Raw genomic sequence first — 19,154 nt, forward strand, 5'->3', positions numbered from 1 at the left:
CTGCTCAAGACAAGAAGCACCATGATCGCCGTCGCATCGCGGCATCGCCGGCGCAGGATCATGGCGGCGATGGTGGTGGCTGCCTGTGCCTGGTCCGGTACGCTGGCGGCGCAGTCGACGCTGCCGGCCAAAGGCATCGTGCAATGGGTGACGCTCGGCACCAATTCCGGTCCGCTGGCATTCAGCGATCGCGCGCAGCCGGCGAACCTGCTGGTCGCCGACGGTCAGTACATTGTCGTCGATGCCGGTGACGGCGCCAGCGAATCGCTGTTGCGCAAGGGCGTGTTTCTCGATGATGTCCACGCCGTCTTCATTTCGCACCTGCATTTCGATCACACCGGCGGCCTGTTTGCCCTGCTTGGCCGGCGCTACCAGGCACGCGGCGTTTCGCCGCTGACGATCTACGGCCCACCCGGCACGAAACGCACGGTCGATGCGCTGATCGCGGCGATGCAACCGATGGCGGAGGCCGAGGGCGAGGGTGGCGTATTCTCCGCGCTGGCCAAGTCGAAGCCCGGCGACAACATCAAAGTGGTCGAGCTGGTCGACGGCTCGCGCGTCAAGCTCGGCAACGTGAATGTCAGCGCGGCAGTCAACACCCATTACGTGCTGTCCGACGAAACAGGCAAGGGCAATCACTCGCTGGCGTTCCGCTTCGACGCCCCCGGCCGTTCGATCGCCTACACCGGCGATACCGGACCGAGCAAGAAGGTCGAGGCTCTGGCGAAGAATGCCGATCTGCTGGTTTCCGAAATCATGGATCCGGACGAGTCGCTCGACCGGCTCAGCGAGATGGCCAAGGATCTCAACTTCGTGGTGCTCGCGGTCGCGAAACACGCACTCCGCAGTCACTTCGTCGAGGAGCATCTGTCGCCGGACGAAGTAGGTCTGATGGCGAAGCGCGCCAATGTGAAATCGCTGCTGCTGACGCACAACGCCCTGGCCGCTAGCTCGCTCGACGGCGCGCACGCGCGTATCGCGAAGAACTACTCAGGCCCGATCACCTTCGCCGAGGACATGCACGCCTACTGAGGTTCGCGGATGCTGGCCAGCCGCCGGGCAAGGGCGTGCGCCGGGTCCGGCGAAGCGCCGCGAACATGATCCCGGTGCGGCACGGCGGCGGGCGAGGCTGGCTCAGTTGCGTTGGTAGTCGCGCGATTCCGCTGCGAAGCGCACGAACCAGTCGATCGCATCCGGATTCATCATGGCGTCGCGGCTGGCCGCCTTCTCCGGCGGCCAGCCCATCAGGATCTTGCGCACCGGCACTTCCATCTTCTTGCCGGTCAGCGTGTACGGAATCTGCTCGACCGCGTAGACGCGGTCCGGGACGTGACGCGGGCTGCAATCTTCGCGCAGTCGGGCCGCGATTTTCCCGAGCAGGCTGTCGCCGAGCACCTGGTCCGGTTTCAGCTTGACGAACAGCGGCATGAAGAACCGGCCGCCGGGCAGTTCGCAGCAGACGATGAGACTGTCGGCCACTTCAGGCACCTGCTCGACCGCGCGATAGATTTCCGCCGTGCCGATGCGCACGCCATGGCGATTCAGCGTGGAGTCCGAGCGCCCGTAGATGTAGCATCCGCCGCGTGCGTTGATCTTGATGAAATCACCGTGGCGCCAGACACCGGGCCAGGAGTCGAAATAGCTTTCGTGATAGCGCCTGCCGCCTTCGTCGTTCCAGAAATACAGCGGCATCGAAGGAAACGGGGTCGTGCAGACCAGCTCGCCGACTTCGTCGACAACAGCCTGACCGTCGTCATTCCAGGCCTGCACATTCATGCCGAGCAGGCGTGTCTGAATCTCGCCGGCGTGAACCGGCAGCGTCGGCGATGCACCGACGAAGCCGCTGCAGATCTCGGTGCCACCGGATTGCGAGGTGACCCAGAGATCCGCCTTCACGCAACGGTAGAACCAGGCGAAGGTTTCCGGCGTACTCGGCGCGCCGGACACGAGTATGGCTTCGAGCGCCGACAGGTCGAACGCAGTGCCCGGCTTCAGCTGCGCTTTCTCCATCATCTGCACGAAGGTCGGACTGGCGCCGAAGTTTGTCGCGCGCGTGCGCGCGGCGAGGGCCCACAGAAAATCGGGGCCCGGATGAACCGGTGAGCCGTCGTAGAGCACGACGCTTGCACCCTGCAACAGCGAGCCGAGCAGGGCATTCCACATCATCCAGCCGGTTGTGCTGTAGAAGAACATCATGCTGCCGGGTTTCAGGTTGACGTGAAAGCAGGTGCTCTTCAGTTGTTCGATCAGGATGCCGACATGCGAGTGGACGATGGCCTTCGGCAAGCCGGTCGTCCCGGACGAGAACAGCACCCACAGCGGATGATCGTGCGCGACGCGTTCGTAGCGGAACTGCTCGCGCGGGATGTCTTCGTGATCGAGCAGCTGACGCCAGCTCACGAGCTTCGGCTCGTCGGGCAGGGTTGCGGTCGCCTCGAGATAAGGCAGCCAGACCAGATGTTCCAGTGTCGGCAATGCATCGACGATCTGCCGGACTTCGTTGCTCCGACCGAAGTCCTTGCCGCCGAAGCGATAGCCGTCGCAGGCGAACAGAACCTTGGGCGCAATTTGCGAAAAACGCTCGATGACAGTCCGCACGCCGAACTCGGGCGCCGCCGATGACCAGACCCCGCCGATCGCGGTCGTTGCCATCATCGCGATCGCCGTTTCCGGAACGTTGGGCATGTAGGACACGACACTGTCGCCGGGGCGAACCCCGATTCGGCGCAGCTGCGTGGCGAGTATGCGAACCTGCCGCCCGAGCTCGGCCCAGCTCATGGTCGCCAGCGGGCGCGTTTCGGTCAGATGCTGGAAGACAATGGCGTCGGGAGCAATACGTTCGCGGCGCAGCAGATGTTCGGCGTAATTGACGCGAGCACCTTCGAACCAGGTCGCGCCGGGCATCACCCGACGATCGAGCACCTGACGATACGGCGTGTCTGATTCGACCGTGAAGTAGTCCCAGAGCGAACCCCAGAATGCTTCCGGCTCATTGACCGACCATTGCCAAAGCCGCTCGTAGCTGTCTATCGACAACTTGCGCTCGCGGGCCAGCCATTCGATGTAGCGCGAAACATTCGAGTCCGCGACGAACTCAGCCCCCGGCGTCCACAGCAGCGCGCCCTCCGTGGTCATGGCTGGTTCTGCACGCCGTTGACCAGCGTACCAACACCGGAGACTTCCACCTCGACGGTGTCGCCGGCTTTCAGCAGTACCGGCGGCTTGCGCAGCGCGCCAATGCCTGCCGGCGAACCGGTGACGATGACATCGCCCGGCACCAGCCAGGTGAATTCGGAGATGAAGCTGACCAGCTCGGCAAACCCGAAGATCAGGTCGTCGATCTTCATCCTTTGCATTTCGGTGCCGTTGAGCCGGCAGACCATGGTCATGCTGGCGAGATCGACCTCGTCGGGCGTGACGAGGCAAGGCCCGAAGCCGCCGCTGCGCCAGGCGTTCTTGCCGGCGGTGATCTGGTTCGACGACAGCTGATAGGCGCGAGCGCTGGCATCGTTGAAGCAGGCGTAGCCGGCGATGCAGGCCATCGCCTGGTCGACCGCGACATTGCGCACGTGCGCGCCGATGACGATCGCGATCTCCCCTTCGTAGTCGAAATACGGGTCCAGCTTCGGCTTCTCGAGATTCCGGCCCGAGCCGACCAGCGTTGCCGTGCTGCGGATGAACAGGATCGGCTTGGCCGGCTTGTCGTGGAGCTTCATGTGCTCCCGGGCCTCGTCGTAGTGCGAGTGCGTGTTCATGCCCGCGCACCAGATCGTTCCCGGGTTGGGGATTGGGGGCAGCAGTTCGACGTGCGCCAGGGCGATCGGTCCGGTGCTCTGTGCCGCCTCCTTTTCGGCAGCTTGCAAGGCAGCAGGCCCGGCGGCGAGCAAGGACTTCAGATCGGCGTCTTCGCTCAGCGGGACGATCGCATCCTTCTTGAATACGCCGAACCGATCAGCGCCACCGTGACGGAAGCTGACGAATTTCATTTCCATTCCGTGATTGCGTTGTCGCCGCACTCTGATGCCTGGTGCTCGCGCCGTTAAGATCGCAAGACTTCCGCGGTGATGCGAAAACCGAATCGCCTGACATGCCGACGCGACGCGCATCCGGGCAGTTGGATACCGAGCCCGACGGCAGCGCCAGTCGGGGAGGCGTCATTGATTGACAAGTCGTCGTGCGCCCAGGTTCGACTCTTCGGCCATCGCGTCGCCCCGAACCGTCGGCACCGGCGCCGGCGTGATGGCGGGTGCCCGGCGCTCCGACTGCAGACGATCAAACGCCGGTATGCCCGATGCCCGGTTCGCACCAGGTTCGGGAAGGCGCGGCCGGCGCATGTGATCGCGGCAATGGCGTCATGCGCGTTTTCACGCACAGTCCCGGATCTGCCACGGATTCAGGCCCATCGCATTTTGCGCGTGGGCTTGCAGTTTTACGATCAGGTGATCATTATTATTAACGAGCACCTGATCGTAAATAGTCCATGGCCGCTTCCCGCCGAAATTCCGCAGTACCGGTCAAACCGGTGGTCGTGCGCGCAGACCCCGCAAGACCGGGGCGTCCGCGCAAGCTCACGCACGAGCAGATCATCAGAGCCGCGCTGACGCTGATCGAGCGCGACGGCTTCGCGGCGCTGAGCACGCGCTCGCTGGCACGCGAGCTGGGCATTACCGGCTCCACGCTGTACAACTACGTCGAGCGTGTCGAGGACATCGAGGTCGAGGTCCTACGGATCATCACGTCCGACATTCCGCTGCCGACCGCGAAAACCGGGCCAGCGTTGCGCGCCGAATTCCTGAACCACTTGCTGGCCGTGCGTCGTCTGGTGCTGAAGCATCCGCGTGTGCCGTTTCCGGAATACGACTCGCCGTCGTGGAACCTGCTCAACGAAATCAACGCGAAGTGGTACGCCGCACTGGCGCCGTTCGTGCCGCAGCCGCATCTGGTGGTGCTGGCCTACAGCGCGCTGATCTCGAATGTCGTCGCATCGGCCGAGCGCGAACGCATCTCCGGCCCTGTCGTCCGGCAACCGAAAAGCGCGCAGCCATACCTGCGCGATGTGAAGCTGGAAACCGTGGAGGTCGTGCTCGGCCTCCTGATCGATCAGCTTTTGCCTGGTCTTGGCGCGTCGCGATGACGGCGACGCATTGCTTTCGACCTGATGACACCCGACGGAATCCTGGAGGCAGCGTGAACGCGACAAACAACGGTAGCCGGTTGCAGGTTCAGTACCCGCACGCCGCCAGCATGAACAAGACCGCCATCGCCGCCTGTCTGGCACTGATGGCGGGCCTGGTGACGGGCGAGGCGCGCGCCCAGGACGCAGGTGTGCAGGACGATGCCGCACAAGGGGCGGCCGCTCCGCCGCTGGCGACGATTCCGGTGCCGGTGGCGGAGGCGCCCCAGCCGACAGCCGACGACAGCGCGTCGACCGTGCCGGACGGCATCGCCGAGATCGTCGTCACCGCCAACAAGCGCAGCGAGAACATCTCCAAGCTGGCCGGCGCCGTCACGGCGATCGACAGCGCCATGCTCAAGGAGACCGGTTCGAGCCAGCTGGGCGAATATCTGTCGCTGTCGCCGGGTGTGAACTTCGACAGCAGCACACCGGGCTACTCGGTCATCACGATTCGCGGCGTGTCGTCGGACACCATCAATACGCTCGCGCAGACCGCAGTCGGCGTGTACTACGACGACATCCCGCTGACCGATCCGGCGGCGCCGATGGTGGTGCCCGACATCGATGCCTTCGATGCGCAACGCATCGAGGTGCTGCGCGGGCCGCAGGGCGCGTTGTACGGATCGGCTTCGCTCGGCGGCGCCGTCAACTACATCCCCAACGCGCCGGACACTCATGACTTCGACTTTGCCTTGCAGGGCACGGGCTCGAAAGCGGTCAATGCTGCGATCGGTGGCAGCGCGAAAGCGATGATCAATCTGCCGCTGATCGACGACACGCTCGCGTGGCGCACCGTCGGGCATTACACCCGCACGCCGGGATACATCGACAACGTCGGTACCGGTGTCGATGGTGCGAACAATGTCGTGACCCGTGGCGGACGTTCGACGCTGGGCTGGAATCCCACCGACCTGACGCGCGTCCGCCTGACCGGCCTGTATCAGAAGACCCAGGTCGACGATGCCGCGTACATCGATCCGCGCGAGGGCGATCTCAAGAAGAACACGCTGACGCCGGAACCCAGCGACAACGAGATCAAGCTGCTCAATCTGCGTGTCGAGCAGGAACTGGGCGATGCCGGCACGCTGTCGCTGATCGGCGGCTATCAGAACAAGAACAGCGCGCTGGAATACGACGGCGCCACCTCGCTCGGTCTGCAGGCGGCCGGCCAGAAGATCCTGCTGCAGCAGTCCGGCAACGTGAAGGGCTACAGCGTCGAATTGCGCTTCGTCTCGGCGGCGAACGAAACCTTCGAATACCTCGCCGGCCTGTCGTACGCCAACCGCGACGAACGGTTCGATGTCGGGCTCAATCTGGCGACGCTGCAGCAAAGCGCGGACGCGGTGACGGCGTTCCTGAACCAGCTTGGCTTGCCGGCACCGGCCGTGATCGGCGACGTGACGACGCTGTTCGACGAAACCGCGAAGATCAACGCGCCCGAAAAGGCTGCGTTCGCGGAAATGACCTGGCGCTTTCTCGACGGTTTCAAGCTGACGGCCGGCGGACGCTACTACGACAACCAGGTCAACAGCGATGTCAGCGGCCGCGGTCTGTTGCTTGCGGCGGCGGGTGGTGTCGAGTTCCACGAGGCGCGCAGCATCGGCGCCAAGGGCTTCAATCCCAAGGTGTCGCTGTCGTGGGAGGCCACCGACCACGCGCTGCTGTACGCGCTGTTCTCGCGCGGGTATCGGCTTGGCGGTCCCAACCTCGTGCCGAGCACGCCGATCTTCGTGACCAAGCGCAACTACGGTCCGGATGAAGTGAACAACTACGAGGTCGGCGCCAAGACCTCCTGGTTCCGGCGCCGGCTGACCGCCGACATCGCCGCGTTCTGGATCGACTGGAAGGACATCCAGCTCGTCACCACCGAAAGCACCGGCACGTTCAAGTATCTCGACAACGCCGGCAACGCACGCATCAAGGGTGTGGAGCTGGCACTGGCGGTGCAACCGTTCGACTTCCTGACGGAGCGCACGTCGCTGACCTATCTCGACGCGCGGCTGGAAGAAGACTACGACCCGAACAATGGTCGTCCGCCGGCGCAGAAGGGCGATCGTCTGCCGGGTTCACCGGAGTGGTCCGCGAGCAACACGCTGACCGCCAGCTGGCCGGAACTCTGGGGCGCGCCGACGCTGACCTTCATTCACCGCTACGAAGGTCGGTCGTCGACGAACCTGTCGTTTCAGGACATCAAGAAGGGCGGCTACAACCTGTTCGATGCGCGGGCAGGGCTCACGTTCGGCGCTTTCAGCCTGACGGCGTTCGGCAAGAACCTCACGGACGAGCGGGGTATTACCGCGGCCAACAACTACGCCCAGCTGAGCGGCGACGTCCTGTCGCTGAAGTTCATCACGCCGCCGCGCGTGGTGGGTCTGGAACTCGGCTACAGCTTCGCGAACTGAATGGCGTGCGGGTCTGGGGGGACGACTGGCACCCCAAGCCGAGTAGCGTGTTGAGGTGGGTCGAGCCGTTTGGGTGCGAACCCTTACCGAAGTCGCGGACGGCTGAGTTCGATATTCAAGCCAACGATAAGAAGAGAAAAGCCCTTTCGCCTGGGCAAGTGAACGGCGCACGAAAGTCTGATTCGAATGCCGCGGGGTCACTATTCAAGTGGCCCCCTACGTTATGCATGGGTCTCTGGAAGGATTAGCGCCGGCACAATCGCTCCTATCGACCTTCTTCCGTTGGAGTTTCGTATGCCCAGTCGCGTCATCGTTGCCGGTGTTGGCATGATCCCCTTTACCAAACCCGGTGCGTGCGAACCCTACGATGTGATGGGTGCGACCGCGGCTGTCAAGGCGCTCGATGACGCCGGCCTGCATCATTCTGATATCCAGCAGGCGATCGTCGGATATGTTTACGGCGACTCGACCTGCGGTCAGGCCGCCGTCTATCGGGTCGGCATGAGCGGCATTCCGATCATCAACGTCAACAACAATTGCTCGACCGGTTCGTCGGCGCTCTTCATGGCACGTCAACTCGTCGAATCGGGTGCGGCGGAATGCGTCCTGGCGCTCGGCTTCGAGCAGATGCGCCCTGGCGCACTCGAGATTTTCTGGAACGATCGGCCATCACCGTTCAGTCGTTTTGACAGCATCGTGGCCGACCTGCTCGGGCAGGACGCACCGCTGGCCCTGAAGTATTTCGGCGGCGCCGGCAAGGAATACATGGACCGGTACGGTGCCAAGCCGGAGCTGTTCGCCAAGGTTCGCGCCAAGGCCAGCCGCCACGCCGCCAATAACCCGCTGGCGCTGTTCCGCAAGGTCGTCACCGATGACGAGGTGATGGCCTCGCCGATGGTCTTCCCGCACGTTGGCATGACCCGGCTGATGGCATGCCCGCCGACCTGCGGCGCAGCCGCTGCGATCCTCGTTTCCGAGGAATTCGCACGCAAGCGCGGGCTCGATCATCGCGTCGCCATTGTCGCCCAGGCGATGACCACCGATCGTGCCGAGGTGGTGGAGCAGCCCAGCCTCATCGGGCTCGTCGGCGCCGGCATGACCCGTGACGCGGCCCGGCAGGTCTATCAGCGTGCCGGCGTCGGCCCGGAAGACATCGATGTCATCGAACTGCACGACTGCTTTGCACAGAACGAAGTCCTCACCTACGAAGCACTCGGTCTGTGCCCGGAAGGCGGCGCCGAGAAGTTTGTTGCCGATGGCGACAACACCTACGGCGGCCGCTACGTCACCAATCCTTCCGGCGGCTTGCTGTCCAAGGGCCATCCGCTCGGCGCCACCGGCCTTGCGCAATGCACCGAGCTGGTCCAGCAGCTGCGCGGGCGAGCGGAGGCGCGCCAAGTCGAAGGCGCGAAGCTTGCGCTTCAGCACAACCTCGGCCTAGGCGGGGCCTGTGTCGTCACGCTCTATCAGCGCGCAGCCTGAGACCTGAGTCCCTTCATGATCGACACGAAATGGATCGGCCACCGCTTTGCGACGCTGCGATGGGAAGTGGAGAAGGGCCGGCTGCGCTTCTTCGCCAAGGCGATCGGCGAGACGCGCCCCGAATACACGGATGAGGAGGCCGCGCGGGCCGCCGGCCATCCGTCGCTGCTGGCGCCGCCGACCATCCTGTTCAGCGGCCCGCTCGACCACGACGACGTGCCGAAGCTGCTCGAGCTGCTGGGCATCAACATGAACAACATCCTGCACGGCGAGCAGGGCTTCGAGTACCACGCGCCGATCCACGCCGGTGACGTGCTCGAGTTCGACGGCCGGATCACCGACATCACGGCGAAGAAGGGCGGGGCGCTGGAGCTGATCACGCGCGAGACCCGGGTGACGAACCAGCGCGGCGAACTCGTCGGCGTGGTTCGCAACGTCATCGCCGTCGTCAATCGCTGATACGCCGGGAATCACGACATGACCAAAGACTTCAAGAACGTACAGGTCGGCGAGCCACTGCCGGAGCTGCGCCTGCCGCCGGTCGATCGCACGATGCTGGCGCTGTTCGCCGGCGCATCGGGCGATCACGTGCCCCTGCACATCGATACCGACTTCGCACGACGCGCCGGCATGCCCGACGTCTTCGCGCACGGCATGCTCGGCATGGCCTGGGTCGGCCGCCTCGTCACCCAGTGGGCGCCGCAGCGTGCGCTGCGCAGTTTCACCGTGCGTTTCGTCGCCATCACGCACCTCGGCAATGCGCCCGTCCTCTCCGGCAAGGTCGTCGAGATCCTCGAACGCAATGGCGAGCGCTGCGCGCGACTGGACGTGCAGATGGCCAACCAGTTCGGACAACTCAAGATCCAGGGCGACGCCATCGTCGCCCTCGATTGAAACCCGCTTCAGTCAACCAAAATGGACACGCACACCATGGGCAAGCTGCAAGGCAAGGTCGCACTCATCACCGGCTCGGGACGCGGCATCGGCCGTGAAGTCGCACTCAAGCTCGCGTCGGAAGGCGCGGCCGTTGTCGTCAACGACCTCGATCCGGCGCCGGCGCAGGAAACCGTCGCGGCCATCGAGACGGCGGGCGGCAAGGCCGTGGCCTGTGTCGGCAGCGTCACGGCGGTCGACTTCGCCGAGCGCTTCGTCAAGACCGCGATCGACCAGTTCCGTGGCCTCGACATCATCGTCAACAACGCCGGCTACACCTGGGACAGCGTCGTCCAGAAGATGACCGACGAGCAGTGGTACGCGATGATCGACGTCCATCTCACGGCGCCGTTCCGCATCCTGCGCGCAGCGGCCGGCTTCATCCGCGAAGCCTCCAAGAAGGAAGCCGAAGCCGGCATCGAGAACTTCCGCAAGGTCGTCAACATCTCGTCGATCGCCGGAACGGGCGGCAATGCCGGGCAGATCAACTACTCGGCCGGCAAGGCCGGCATCCTCGGCATGACCAAGACCATGGCCAAGGAGTGGGGACGCTTCAAGGTCAACGTCAACGCGGTCGCTTTCGGCCTGATCAAGACGCGCCTGACCGAGGCGCAGGCCGGGACCGGCGCTGCGGTCGACATCGAGGGCCGCAAGATCAAGGTCGGCATCGGCGCCGATCTGATGAGGGCACTCGAGACGCAGATCCCGCTCGGCCGCGGCGGTACGCCGACCGAGGCCGCCGGCGCGGTGGCGCTGTTCTGCTACCCGGAATCGAACTACATCAGCGGCGAAACCGTCGTCTGCGGCGGCGGCTTCCGCTAGCAGGGGGAGGTAGACGCCGACGAGCGTGCCCTGCAACGCCCGTCTCGCACTCTGACGCGAGCGTGCCGAGCAAGCCGCAGGCACAGGGTCAATTGGAGGCGACGTTCCAAAGCCCCTGATAGCGCTGACGCAGGAGCTTCTTGTCGATCTTGCCGGTCGCCGTCAGCGGGATCGGTGCGAAGACCACATCGTCCGGCGTCCACCACTTGGCGATGCGGGGGGCGAGGTACGCCAGCACCTCGGCCCTGGTCGGCGTCCGGTCCGGCATCGCCTCGATGACGAGCAGCGGGCGTTCGTCCCACTTCGGGTGCGGCAGGCCGATGACGCCGGCAATCCTGACGCCGGGGCAGCCGGCGGCGATGTTTTCGAGGTCGATGGAGCTGATCCATTCGCCGCCGGACTTGATGACGTCCTTCTTGCGGTCGGTAAGACGCAGAAAGCCGTGCTCGTCGAGCGTCGCGACATCGCCGGTATCGAACCAGCCGTCGCCATCGGTCGCCGACTCGGCGCGCCGATAGTACTGCTGCACGACCCACGGGCCGCGTACCTGCAGCGAGCCGGACGAGACGCCGTCGCGCGGCACCTCGTTGCCGGCATCATCCACGCAGCGTGCTTCGACGCCGAACTGCAGGCGCCCCTGGCGCGTCCACAGCGTGTCCCACATCGGCTCGTCGCCGAGCGCCGCGAGCGCCGGTGTCGGCGTCGCGACGACGCCGAGCGGACAGGTTTCCGTCATTCCCCAGATCTGCAGCACCTGCACGCCGTAGCGTCGGTGGAAGGTTTCGGCCATGACGCGGGGCACGGCCGAGCCGCCGATCATGATGCGCTTCAGGCTGCCCGGCGTGGCGTCGTTCTCCGCCAGCCAGTTCAGATAGCCGGTCCAGACCGTCGGCACGCCGCCGGTGAAGGTCACGCCTTCGTTGCGGATCAGTTCGTGCAGGGTCGCACCATCCATGCGGTCCGCGGACAGCACGAACTTGGCGCCGCAGATCGCCGCGGCAAACGGCAGGCCCCAGGCGGTGGCGTGATACATCGAGGAGCACGGCATGATGACGTCGAACGCCGTGATGCCGAATGCGGACGCCAGGCTCTCGGCCATGGCGTGCAGGACGATGGCGCGATGGCTGTAGAGAACGCCCTTGGGATCGCCGGTAGTACCCGAGGTGTAGCAGAGAACGGCACCTGCGTTTTCATCGAGGCTCGGCCAGCGGTGCTCGCCGGTTTCGGCCGCGATCAGCGTCTCGTAGCACAGCGCGCCGACGCGACCGCTCTCGTGACGCTCGGCGTCGCTGAGCATGACGTAGCGCTTGATGTGGCGCAGCTGCGGGGCAATACGCTCGACCAACGACAACAGATTGCGATCGAACAGCAGGATGCTGCTCTCGGCGTGGTCGAGCGTGTAGATGATCTGTTCGTCGTGCAGCCGCGGATTCGCGGTATGCAGGACCGCGCCGGTGCCCGGCACGGCGTAGAACAGCTCCAGATGCCGATGCGTATTCCAGGCCAGTGTGCTGACCGCACCGCCGGCATTGACGCCCAGACCTTGCAGCGCCTGCGCGGCCTGGCGCGCGCGCTGGGCGAGCCCGGCATAGTCGTAACGCCACAGCGGCTCGTCGATGAGTCGCGAGACGATCTCACGACGCCCATGCGCGCGTGCGGCAAAGTTCAGGATGGACGATATCAGCAGCGGTGCAGGCTGCATCAGGCCGGCTTTCATCGAGGTTCCTCCGCTTTGGTCAGTGCGATTCGCGGCTGACTTGACGCTTTGCGAGCGCCAGGAGTTCCCCGCCGATCCCGGCGATGCCGTCGCCTGCCATCGCGCAGACGCGATACGGGAATTTTGTGAGTGTTGTCAGAATTGCATCGATAAATGCGCCGCAATTCATCGGCACGATGGTTCGGTGACTTCAACCACTCGAGGCGCGTCTCTCCGAGAGACTCTTGAAAGTGACATCACGGTCAACCCGAATGTCCGCCGGCATGCCCAGCACACGCTCGGAAATGATGTTCTTCAGGATCTCGTCGGTTCCGCCGGCAATTCGCATCGCCGCGCCCCAGAAGAAGTTCCACTGGAAACGGCCTGGCAAGGAGTGCGAGCCCATCTCGTTCACCATTCCGTACTGGTCGAGGATGTCGAGGGCTTCGTAGGCAACGACTTGCATCTGCCGCGCGGCGACGACTTTGCCGATCGAATTCTCAGGACCCGGCGTCTGGCCGCGACTCAAGGCCGTAAGGGCACGCAAGCGGGTCAGCCGCAGTCCTTCGGACATGACATAGCCTTCCGCGAGTCTCGCGCGAAATGCGCCGTCGCCGGCAGCGGTGCCCGTCCCGCCAAGTCCTGGCAATCCTTGCGCAAGCTTGAGCAGGTCACGCCAGCCCGCACCCATGGCGCCGCCAACCGTCACACGCTCGTTCATGAGTGTGAACAGCGCCACTTTCCAGCCGCCGTCGATTTCGCCAAGACGTTGACTGTCCGGGATGCGCACGCCGTTGAAGTAGACCTCGTTGAAATCCCGCTGGTCAGATGCCTGACGGATCGGGACCACGGAGATACCTTGGGCCTTCATGTCGACCCAGAACATCGTCAAGCCCTTATGTTTCGGAACGTCCGGGTTGGTTCGCACCAGAACAATTCCGAAGTCGGAATAGTGGGCGCCGGAGGTCCATACCTTCTGGCCATCGACGATCCAATCCCCCGAACCATCGTCGGCCAGCACGGCGCGAGTTCGGACGCCCGCCACATCCGATCCCGCGGAAGGTTCGGAAAACAACTGACACCAGATTTGTTCACCTCGGAGCGCAGGCGCCACCAGGCGTGCCTTGGTTGCCTTGTCGGCGAACGCCATGACGGTCGGGACACACATTCCCAGGCCGATGGTGAACACGCCGGTGTCCAGGCCCAACTTTTCTTCTTCTTCGTCGAAAATCGCTTGCTCGATCAGGCGGCCGCCTCGTCCGCCCCAGGCTTCGGGCCAGGTGATGCAGGCGTATCGCGCATCCGCCTTTTTTGCCTGCCATGCCTTGGAGTACTCCAGCAACGCCGACTCGTTCGTTCTCAAGTCTTCATCGTCACGCCGACGAAGTGCGTTGGCCGCGAGCCACTCGCGGACCTGCTGACGGAACGCCGCATCCTGATCACTATCCTTGAAATCCATCGTTTACGCTCCGCTCTCGATCAGGTCGGCTTGTTCCAGACAGGAAATCAGCTGCTCACGCCAGAGGGGTAATGCACCCAGGCACAGGGCGAGCTGTCGTGATCGCCGAAGATGCAGATGACAGTCCATCTCCCAGGTGAAGCCCATACCGCCATGGGTCTGCAGACTTTCCTGCGCCGCGAATTCATAAGCCATCGTGCCGGCAATGCGGGCCGCGGCGGCGGCACGCGGGAGATCCTCTGCGTTCGTGGACAGAGCCCATGCGCCGAAATACGCGTTCGAGCGCGCGATCTCCTTCTTGATATAGAGGTCAGCGAGCTTGTGCTTGATCGCCTGGTAGCTGTTGATCGTTCTGCCGAATGCGTAACGTTCGGACGAAAACGTCAAGGCTGCTTCCAGGCAGCGCTCGGCGCCACCGACCTGTTCGAAGGCGACCACCACAGCGGCCCGGTTGAGAAGGACTGCCAATCGATCGCCTGCGTTCCGACCTCCGTCGAGCGGCTGACAGGGTGCATCCTCAAAGGCGATCTTCGCCAAGTTGCGCGTCGGATCCAGAGCGTCGAGCGTCGTCCGGCTGACGCCTTCGCCCTCGAGATTCACGACGAACAATCCGGGACCACTTTCGCTGCGTGCAGCAACGATCGCGTGAGTCGCCGTGCCGCCGTCGGTAACCGGAAATTTCGTGCCGGTCATCCTTCCTTTGACGACGCGAGTCTCCGCCTTGCCGGGGGAGAAGTATCCGGGCCCCTCGGCTGTCGCGAGACAGCCGATCAGCTCCCCATGCGCGATCCTGGGCAGCAACTCGCGCTTCTGTGCTTCGCTGCCGAACTGCAGAATCGCCTCAGCAAAAAGATAGACCGTCGATACAAAGGGAATAGGGGCCACCACACGTCCCAGTTCCTCGGCGATCGCACAGAGATCGGTGTGGCCCATACCTGTACCACCGAACTCCTCGGGAATGGCGATGCCCGTCCAACCCAACTCGACGACGTGCTTCCAGAGGCTTTTATCGAATCCGAGATGAGGGGCCTCCAGCACCTTTCGCGTCACGCTACTCGGGCACTCCGCTTCCAGAAGGCGCCGAGCGTGCTCCTTCAGGAGCACCTGTTCCTCAGAGAAATCGAAATTCAAGGTCCAACACTCCCTTGCTGCATATCCTGGAAAAGCCAGGCTTCTAGGACGCCAGTCCCAGCCGCTGGATCGCGGAGTCCCGCACCGCGCTGCGACGGACCTTTCCTGCGTCATCGCGCAGTGCGTAGTCGACGAATTCAACCGAGCGCGGGACTTTGTAGCGCGCCAGCTTTTCGCCCAGATACTTCAGGAGATCCTCGGATTGAAGTCCCGGGTCGGCATGGACAACGGCATGCACACGTTTCCCGAGATCGGCATCCGGCAGGCCGACGACCGCGCACGACCTGACGAGGGGATGCGAATCAATGGCCGCCTCTACCTCTGCCGGGTAAATGTTGGCGCCGCCAACCACGATCATGTCAGTGCGACGATCGCTGATATACAGGAACCCATCCTCGTCCATCCAGCCCAGATCACCGAGGGATTCCCAACCGTCTTTTTCTTTCTTCTCGGCCCCGACGTAGCGATAGCTGGGCGGCGCTCCCTCCGGGCCTCTCATGTAGATTTCGCCCACTTCGCCCGGCTTGGCCACTTCGCCAGCATCGGTGAGGACTTTCATCTGCCCACCTGCGATGGGCTTGCCAACCGAACCACGGTGATCGAGCCACTCGCTGCCGTTGATGGCCGTGACCGAGATGGTTTCGGTTCCGCCATACATCTCCCACACTTTTTCCGGTCCGATGAGATCGATCCAGGCCTGCTTGAGCCATTCAGGGCAGGGCGCCGCCATGTGCCAAAGCACGCGGATCGACGACAGGTCGTATTTTTCGGGCTGCTCCTGGATCACCTTCAGCATGCGGGACAGCATGGTCGGCACGAAATTCACGAAGGTGATCCGGTACCGCTGGATCATTTCCAGTGCCTTGAGCGCGTCGAAGGCCGGCATTACGACAATGTGCTGCCCCTCGAGAAGCCCGTTGACGGAAAGCACGAATGGCGTGTTGTGATAGAGCGGCCCGGGTATGAGCTGGCAGTCGTCCGGCTGCATGCCCATGTTCAGAGGTCCGCTTCCGGCCCCGACCATGTTGACGGCCGGGATGCCGGCAAGGATCAGCTTGGGGCGCCCGGTACTGCCACCCGATGTAGCGGCCTTGAGTATGGGAGAAATACGTTCTTCGAGCGGCTCATCGCTCAGGGATGGATCCGGCAGAAAGCCCAGGGGGAAGCAGCGACGCCCCGGATGAGCCGCCGGATCGACACCGACGATCAGCGCCGGATTGGCCAATTCGACGATGGCCTCTCGCTCGACGTTGGGCAGACGATGAGAGACCGTCTGCGGCACCGCTCCGATCTTCCAGCACGCGAAGAGCGCCACGTAAAAATCGATGGAATTGGGAAGTGCGAGCGTGACGAAGTCACCCAATTTGACCCCAGCTGATTCGAAGGCGCGTGCCATCCGGTTGCTGGCCCGATCCAGTTCATGCCGTGTGACCGTAACGCCCTCGCATGTGATGGCCTTCGCGTCCGGGGCAGCCGCCACGAGATCGCGAATGGTTCGGACAATCGGCTGGAATTTCATTGTGGACACAGGGCTCAAACCTCAGACCTTCGACGAGCGCTTTGCGTCGGCCCGGATCACCTCGAGGCCGGCAGGATCGACGGGGTAGTTGAACTGAACGCGCGCATGCGCGTGTCCGACGTGATGCATGGCCAGCGCCGCATTGATCGCGTGATGTTGCCCCTGCAGGTCCATGCTGTGGTTGATCGCCTGCTTGGCCAGCTTGAGACCGATCGCCGGACGTGTCGCAATGCGACGGGCCAGATCCAGCGTGAACTCTGCGAGCTGATCACGCGGAACGACGTGATTGACCATGCCCAGCTGCTGGCAGTCCTGCGCACTGAGGGTCTCGCCTGTGAAAAGCATCTCCTTTGCTCGACGGGGTCCCAGATCCCAGGCATGCAGGAAATATTCGTGGCCGTTGACGCCAAAGGCGACGACCGGGTCTGAAAACTGCGCATCGTCGGAAGCGATGATGATGTCCATGGGCATGGCGAGCATCATGCCGCCCGCGATCGCCTTGCCTTGAACCTGCGCGATCGTCGGCTTGCCCACGTTGCGCCACTTCCAGTGCAGGCCGACAAAGTATTCCTCTTCGCCAGCGTAGTGCCCTGCCACGCCGGGTTCGTCGAGCCCTGCGGCCTGCACCACAGGCGAAAAGTCCGTCGTGGGCGCCGTCGCCTTCAGATCGTGACCGGACGAGAAATGGGGTCCGTCGGCGGCGAGAATGATCACTTTGACCGCGGGATCCCGGGCCGCAACATCGAAGGCGGCGTTGATCTCGTACAGCATCTGCATGTCTTGAGCGTTACGCGTGTCCGGCCGCGCCAGAACGATTCGCGCAATATTGGGCTCCGGCATCTCGTACCGGATCTGGAGATATTCAGGGTTCGCTTTTTTGTCAGTCATTTGATGCCCTCAGGGGCGTCGCCTAGTCGTGGGGCCAGAATAGCCAAGCCCGTTGACTTGCCCCCCCCTCACATTCGAAGGGGGAAGTCTGTGCTGGTCCGCATCACGATGGAGACATGTCTACAAATCAGATCGATGTACCGATCCAGGCGGCCGCCATCGATTCGGCGATGGCTGCGAACGAGATCAACACGTCCGGCGCGCCTTTGCCGCTGAGGCAAAAGATCGGCTATGCCTTTGGCCAGCTGATCGAAATCACGATCAGCAGCATGCTGACCCTCTTCGCGCTCTACTACACAACGGCAGTGTGCGGGCTTCCCGGCGCGCTCGCCGGTGTCGCCTTGGGTGCGGGTCTGGTCATTGATGCGGTTGCCGACCCCTTGATCGGTTCGCTGTCGGACGCCTGGAAATCCAGATTCGGTCGCAGGGTTCCCTTCATGTTCGTCGGCGTGATTCCCCTGCTTGTGAGCTTCAATCTCCTGTTCGCCCTGCCATCCTCGCTCGGAAACACGGCGCTGTTCCTGTGGGTGATGCTGCTCTCCGTCACCATCCGCGTCTCGACGTCCTTGTTTGCTCTGCCTTATCAGGCGCTCGGCGTCGACTTGAGTGACGATTACGCCGAGCGTTCCTCGATGGCCTCGTGGCGCTGGGGCATCGGCATCATGGGAACTTTCGCGGTAATCGGCCTGGGCTACGGTGTGTTCCTCAAGGGACCCGGTGGCGTCTCTCACCGCGATGGGTACTTGTCCCTGACGCTGGCGCTATCCGTGCTGGTCATCGTGGCCGCCGCCATTTCGATCGCAACAGGCCTGAGCGCCCGGCGCCCGCATCAAGAAGATCCGCAAATCGAGCAGCAGCTTTATCGCCGCCTCGTCGCCGAGCTCCGCGAAGTGTTTCGCAATGCCACCTTTCGAATGCTGTTCGCGGCCATCGTGCTCCTTCAGCTTTCCCAAGGCATCAATCAGGCCTTGGCGATGCACATGAGCCTGTATTTCTGGAAGTTCGATACGACGCAGCTGCAGATGGTTTCATTTGCCGCGGTCCTGGGATTGGTCGTCGCCGCTCCGATCGCGGGTCCGCTGCTAAAACGTTCGGAGAAGCGCACGGTTCTTATCCTGGGCCTGCTCGGAATGGCGGTTTTCACGTCGGTGCCGGTCTTTCTTTCCTTGGCTGGTCTGCTGCCGGACGGCACGAACGTCGCTGCAGGTCTCATTACCGCGAGCGTCTTCGTCAGCGCGGTGGCTTTCGCGCTCTCGACCATCGCATTCATTGCGATCGTGCCCGACGCTGTCGACGAGCATGAGCATTTGTTCAGCACGCGCCGCGAAGGGCTCTTTTTTGCGGGATGGTCATTTGCATCGAAGGCGGCCATGGGCATGGGCCTTCTGGTCGGCGGCGTGGTTTTGCAGGTGATTCATTTTCCGTCTGTATCGGCGGGGCAGACCATTGACGTTGCTTCCATCTCGGAGACAACTCGCATGTGGCTGGGTCTGGCGGCAGGCCCGGGCTCTGCGCTGCTCGCACTGCTCGCGGTCGCATTGACGACGCGCTACAGGATCGACAAGGCAGCCCATGCCCGCATCATGCACGATCTGAATTCCCGCAGACGCGGGTGACGGAGGATGCTTCTGAACGGAGTGAAAGCC

15 protein-coding genes are annotated in these 19,154 nt (G+C 63.5%); 8 read left to right on the forward strand and 7 right to left on the reverse strand.

From position 1 onward, the window contains the following. The first annotated feature begins 21 nt into the window (after nucleotides 1–21). Nucleotides 22–1,032 carry an MBL fold metallo-hydrolase gene (locus G7Y85_RS00935; protein WP_166250739.1) on the forward strand — a complete coding sequence of 337 codons (1,011 nt, stop codon included), beginning with the start codon at nucleotides 22–24 and terminating at the stop codon, nucleotides 1,030–1,032. Nucleotides 1,033–1,134: 102 nt separating this feature from the next. Here G7Y85_RS00935 and G7Y85_RS00940 read toward each other — a convergent pair whose 3' ends face one another. Both G7Y85_RS00940 and G7Y85_RS00945 read right to left on the reverse strand, forming a co-directional pair. After that, nucleotides 1,135–3,135, reverse strand: coding sequence for an acetoacetate--CoA ligase (locus G7Y85_RS00940; protein ID WP_166250740.1), 2,001 nt, complete (start codon nucleotides 3,133–3,135; stop codon nucleotides 1,135–1,137). Continuing rightward, nucleotides 3,132–3,986 carry a fumarylacetoacetate hydrolase family protein gene (locus tag G7Y85_RS00945; RefSeq protein WP_166250741.1) on the reverse strand — a complete coding sequence of 285 codons (855 nt, stop codon included), beginning with the start codon at nucleotides 3,984–3,986 and terminating at the stop codon, nucleotides 3,132–3,134. Before G7Y85_RS00945 ends, G7Y85_RS00940 begins: the two co-directional genes overlap by 4 nt. A 494-nt stretch (nucleotides 3,987–4,480) precedes the next feature. On the opposite strand from G7Y85_RS00945, the gene G7Y85_RS00950 reads away from it, so the two are divergent. The 6 genes from G7Y85_RS00950 to G7Y85_RS00975 all read left to right on the forward strand — a co-directional run bounded on the left by G7Y85_RS00950 (nucleotide 4,481) and on the right by G7Y85_RS00975 (nucleotide 10,815). Next, nucleotides 4,481–5,134, forward strand: a complete 654-nt coding sequence (locus tag G7Y85_RS00950) for a TetR/AcrR family transcriptional regulator (protein ID WP_166250742.1) — start codon at nucleotides 4,481–4,483, stop codon at nucleotides 5,132–5,134. Nucleotides 5,135–5,187: 53 nt separating this feature from the next. After that, nucleotides 5,188–7,578, forward strand: a complete 2,391-nt coding sequence (locus G7Y85_RS00955) for a TonB-dependent receptor (protein WP_166250743.1) — start codon at nucleotides 5,188–5,190, stop codon at nucleotides 7,576–7,578. Nucleotides 7,579–7,872: 294 nt separating this feature from the next. Continuing rightward, the gene (locus G7Y85_RS00960; RefSeq protein ID WP_166251777.1) at nucleotides 7,873–9,060 is read left to right on the forward strand and encodes a lipid-transfer protein; all 1,188 of its coding nucleotides are present in this window, start codon (nucleotides 7,873–7,875) and stop codon (nucleotides 9,058–9,060) included. Between the two features lie 15 nt (nucleotides 9,061–9,075). After that, nucleotides 9,076–9,519, forward strand: a complete 444-nt coding sequence (locus G7Y85_RS00965; RefSeq protein WP_166250744.1) for a MaoC family dehydratase N-terminal domain-containing protein — start codon at nucleotides 9,076–9,078, stop codon at nucleotides 9,517–9,519. An 18-nt stretch (nucleotides 9,520–9,537) separates the two neighbouring features. Next, a complete protein-coding gene (locus tag G7Y85_RS00970; RefSeq protein ID WP_166250745.1) occupies nucleotides 9,538–9,954 on the forward strand; it encodes a MaoC/PaaZ C-terminal domain-containing protein in 417 nt (138 codons plus the stop codon). A 36-nt stretch (nucleotides 9,955–9,990) separates the two neighbouring features. Next, a complete protein-coding gene (locus G7Y85_RS00975; protein WP_174839725.1) occupies nucleotides 9,991–10,815 on the forward strand; it encodes an SDR family NAD(P)-dependent oxidoreductase in 825 nt (274 codons plus the stop codon). Between the two features lie 88 nt (nucleotides 10,816–10,903). Here G7Y85_RS00975 and G7Y85_RS00980 read toward each other — a convergent pair whose 3' ends face one another. The 5 genes from G7Y85_RS00980 to G7Y85_RS01000 form a co-directional block, all read right to left on the reverse strand. Continuing rightward, nucleotides 10,904–12,532 (reverse strand): long-chain fatty acid--CoA ligase, encoded by a 1,629-nt coding sequence (locus G7Y85_RS00980; protein ID WP_166250747.1) that lies wholly within the window; start codon nucleotides 12,530–12,532, stop codon nucleotides 10,904–10,906. A 190-nt stretch (nucleotides 12,533–12,722) separates the two neighbouring features. After that, nucleotides 12,723–13,970: an acyl-CoA dehydrogenase family protein gene (locus G7Y85_RS00985; protein WP_166250748.1), complete on the reverse strand. Its 1,248-nt coding sequence runs from the start codon at nucleotides 13,968–13,970 to the stop codon at nucleotides 12,723–12,725. A gap of 3 nt (nucleotides 13,971–13,973) precedes the next feature. Continuing rightward, complete coding sequence (locus tag G7Y85_RS00990) at nucleotides 13,974–15,101, reverse strand: acyl-CoA dehydrogenase family protein (protein ID WP_166250749.1); 1,128 nt, start codon at nucleotides 15,099–15,101, stop codon at nucleotides 13,974–13,976. Nucleotides 15,102–15,144: 43 nt separating this feature from the next. Next, complete coding sequence (locus G7Y85_RS00995) at nucleotides 15,145–16,620, reverse strand: AMP-binding protein (RefSeq protein ID WP_166250750.1); 1,476 nt, start codon at nucleotides 16,618–16,620, stop codon at nucleotides 15,145–15,147. Between the two features lie 21 nt (nucleotides 16,621–16,641). Further along, complete coding sequence (locus G7Y85_RS01000; protein ID WP_166250751.1) at nucleotides 16,642–17,508, reverse strand: enoyl-CoA hydratase; 867 nt, start codon at nucleotides 17,506–17,508, stop codon at nucleotides 16,642–16,644. Between the two features lie 116 nt (nucleotides 17,509–17,624). Between G7Y85_RS01000 and G7Y85_RS01005 the strand changes: the two genes are divergently transcribed. Beyond that, nucleotides 17,625–19,124, forward strand: a complete 1,500-nt coding sequence (locus G7Y85_RS01005; RefSeq protein ID WP_166250752.1) for an MFS transporter — start codon at nucleotides 17,625–17,627, stop codon at nucleotides 19,122–19,124. The last annotated feature ends 30 nt before the right edge of the window (nucleotides 19,125–19,154 follow it).

The organism is Solimonas terrae (genome assembly GCF_011067135.1).
In the GTDB taxonomy this organism is placed as follows: Bacteria; Pseudomonadota; Gammaproteobacteria; order Nevskiales; family Nevskiaceae; genus Solimonas; species Solimonas terrae.

What these genes read in the sequence shown, in the direction of transcription:
- G7Y85_RS00995 (WP_166250750.1), bottom strand. Translation starts at nt 16,620, where the DNA reads ATGAAATTCCAGCCGATTGTCCGAACCATTCGCGATCTCGTGGCGGCT.
- G7Y85_RS01005 (WP_166250752.1), top strand. Translation starts at nt 17,625, where the DNA reads ATGTCTACAAATCAGATCGATGTACCGATCCAGGCGGCCGCCATCGAT.
- G7Y85_RS00940 (WP_166250740.1), bottom strand. Translation starts at nt 3,135, where the DNA reads ATGACCACGGAGGGCGCGCTGCTGTGGACGCCGGGGGCTGAGTTCGTC.
- G7Y85_RS00965 (WP_166250744.1), top strand. Translation starts at nt 9,076, where the DNA reads ATGATCGACACGAAATGGATCGGCCACCGCTTTGCGACGCTGCGATGG.
- G7Y85_RS00935 (WP_166250739.1), top strand. Translation starts at nt 22, where the DNA reads ATGATCGCCGTCGCATCGCGGCATCGCCGGCGCAGGATCATGGCGGCG.
- G7Y85_RS00970 (WP_166250745.1), top strand. Translation starts at nt 9,538, where the DNA reads ATGACCAAAGACTTCAAGAACGTACAGGTCGGCGAGCCACTGCCGGAG.
- G7Y85_RS00985 (WP_166250748.1), bottom strand. Translation starts at nt 13,970, where the DNA reads ATGGATTTCAAGGATAGTGATCAGGATGCGGCGTTCCGTCAGCAGGTC.
- G7Y85_RS00950 (WP_166250742.1), top strand. Translation starts at nt 4,481, where the DNA reads ATGGCCGCTTCCCGCCGAAATTCCGCAGTACCGGTCAAACCGGTGGTC.
- G7Y85_RS00945 (WP_166250741.1), bottom strand. Translation starts at nt 3,986, where the DNA reads ATGAAATTCGTCAGCTTCCGTCACGGTGGCGCTGATCGGTTCGGCGTA.
- G7Y85_RS00980 (WP_166250747.1), bottom strand. Translation starts at nt 12,532, where the DNA reads ATGAAAGCCGGCCTGATGCAGCCTGCACCGCTGCTGATATCGTCCATC.
- G7Y85_RS01000 (WP_166250751.1), bottom strand. Translation starts at nt 17,508, where the DNA reads ATGACTGACAAAAAAGCGAACCCTGAATATCTCCAGATCCGGTACGAG.
- G7Y85_RS00960 (WP_166251777.1), top strand. Translation starts at nt 7,873, where the DNA reads ATGCCCAGTCGCGTCATCGTTGCCGGTGTTGGCATGATCCCCTTTACC.
- G7Y85_RS00975 (WP_174839725.1), top strand. Translation starts at nt 9,991, where the DNA reads ATGGGCAAGCTGCAAGGCAAGGTCGCACTCATCACCGGCTCGGGACGC.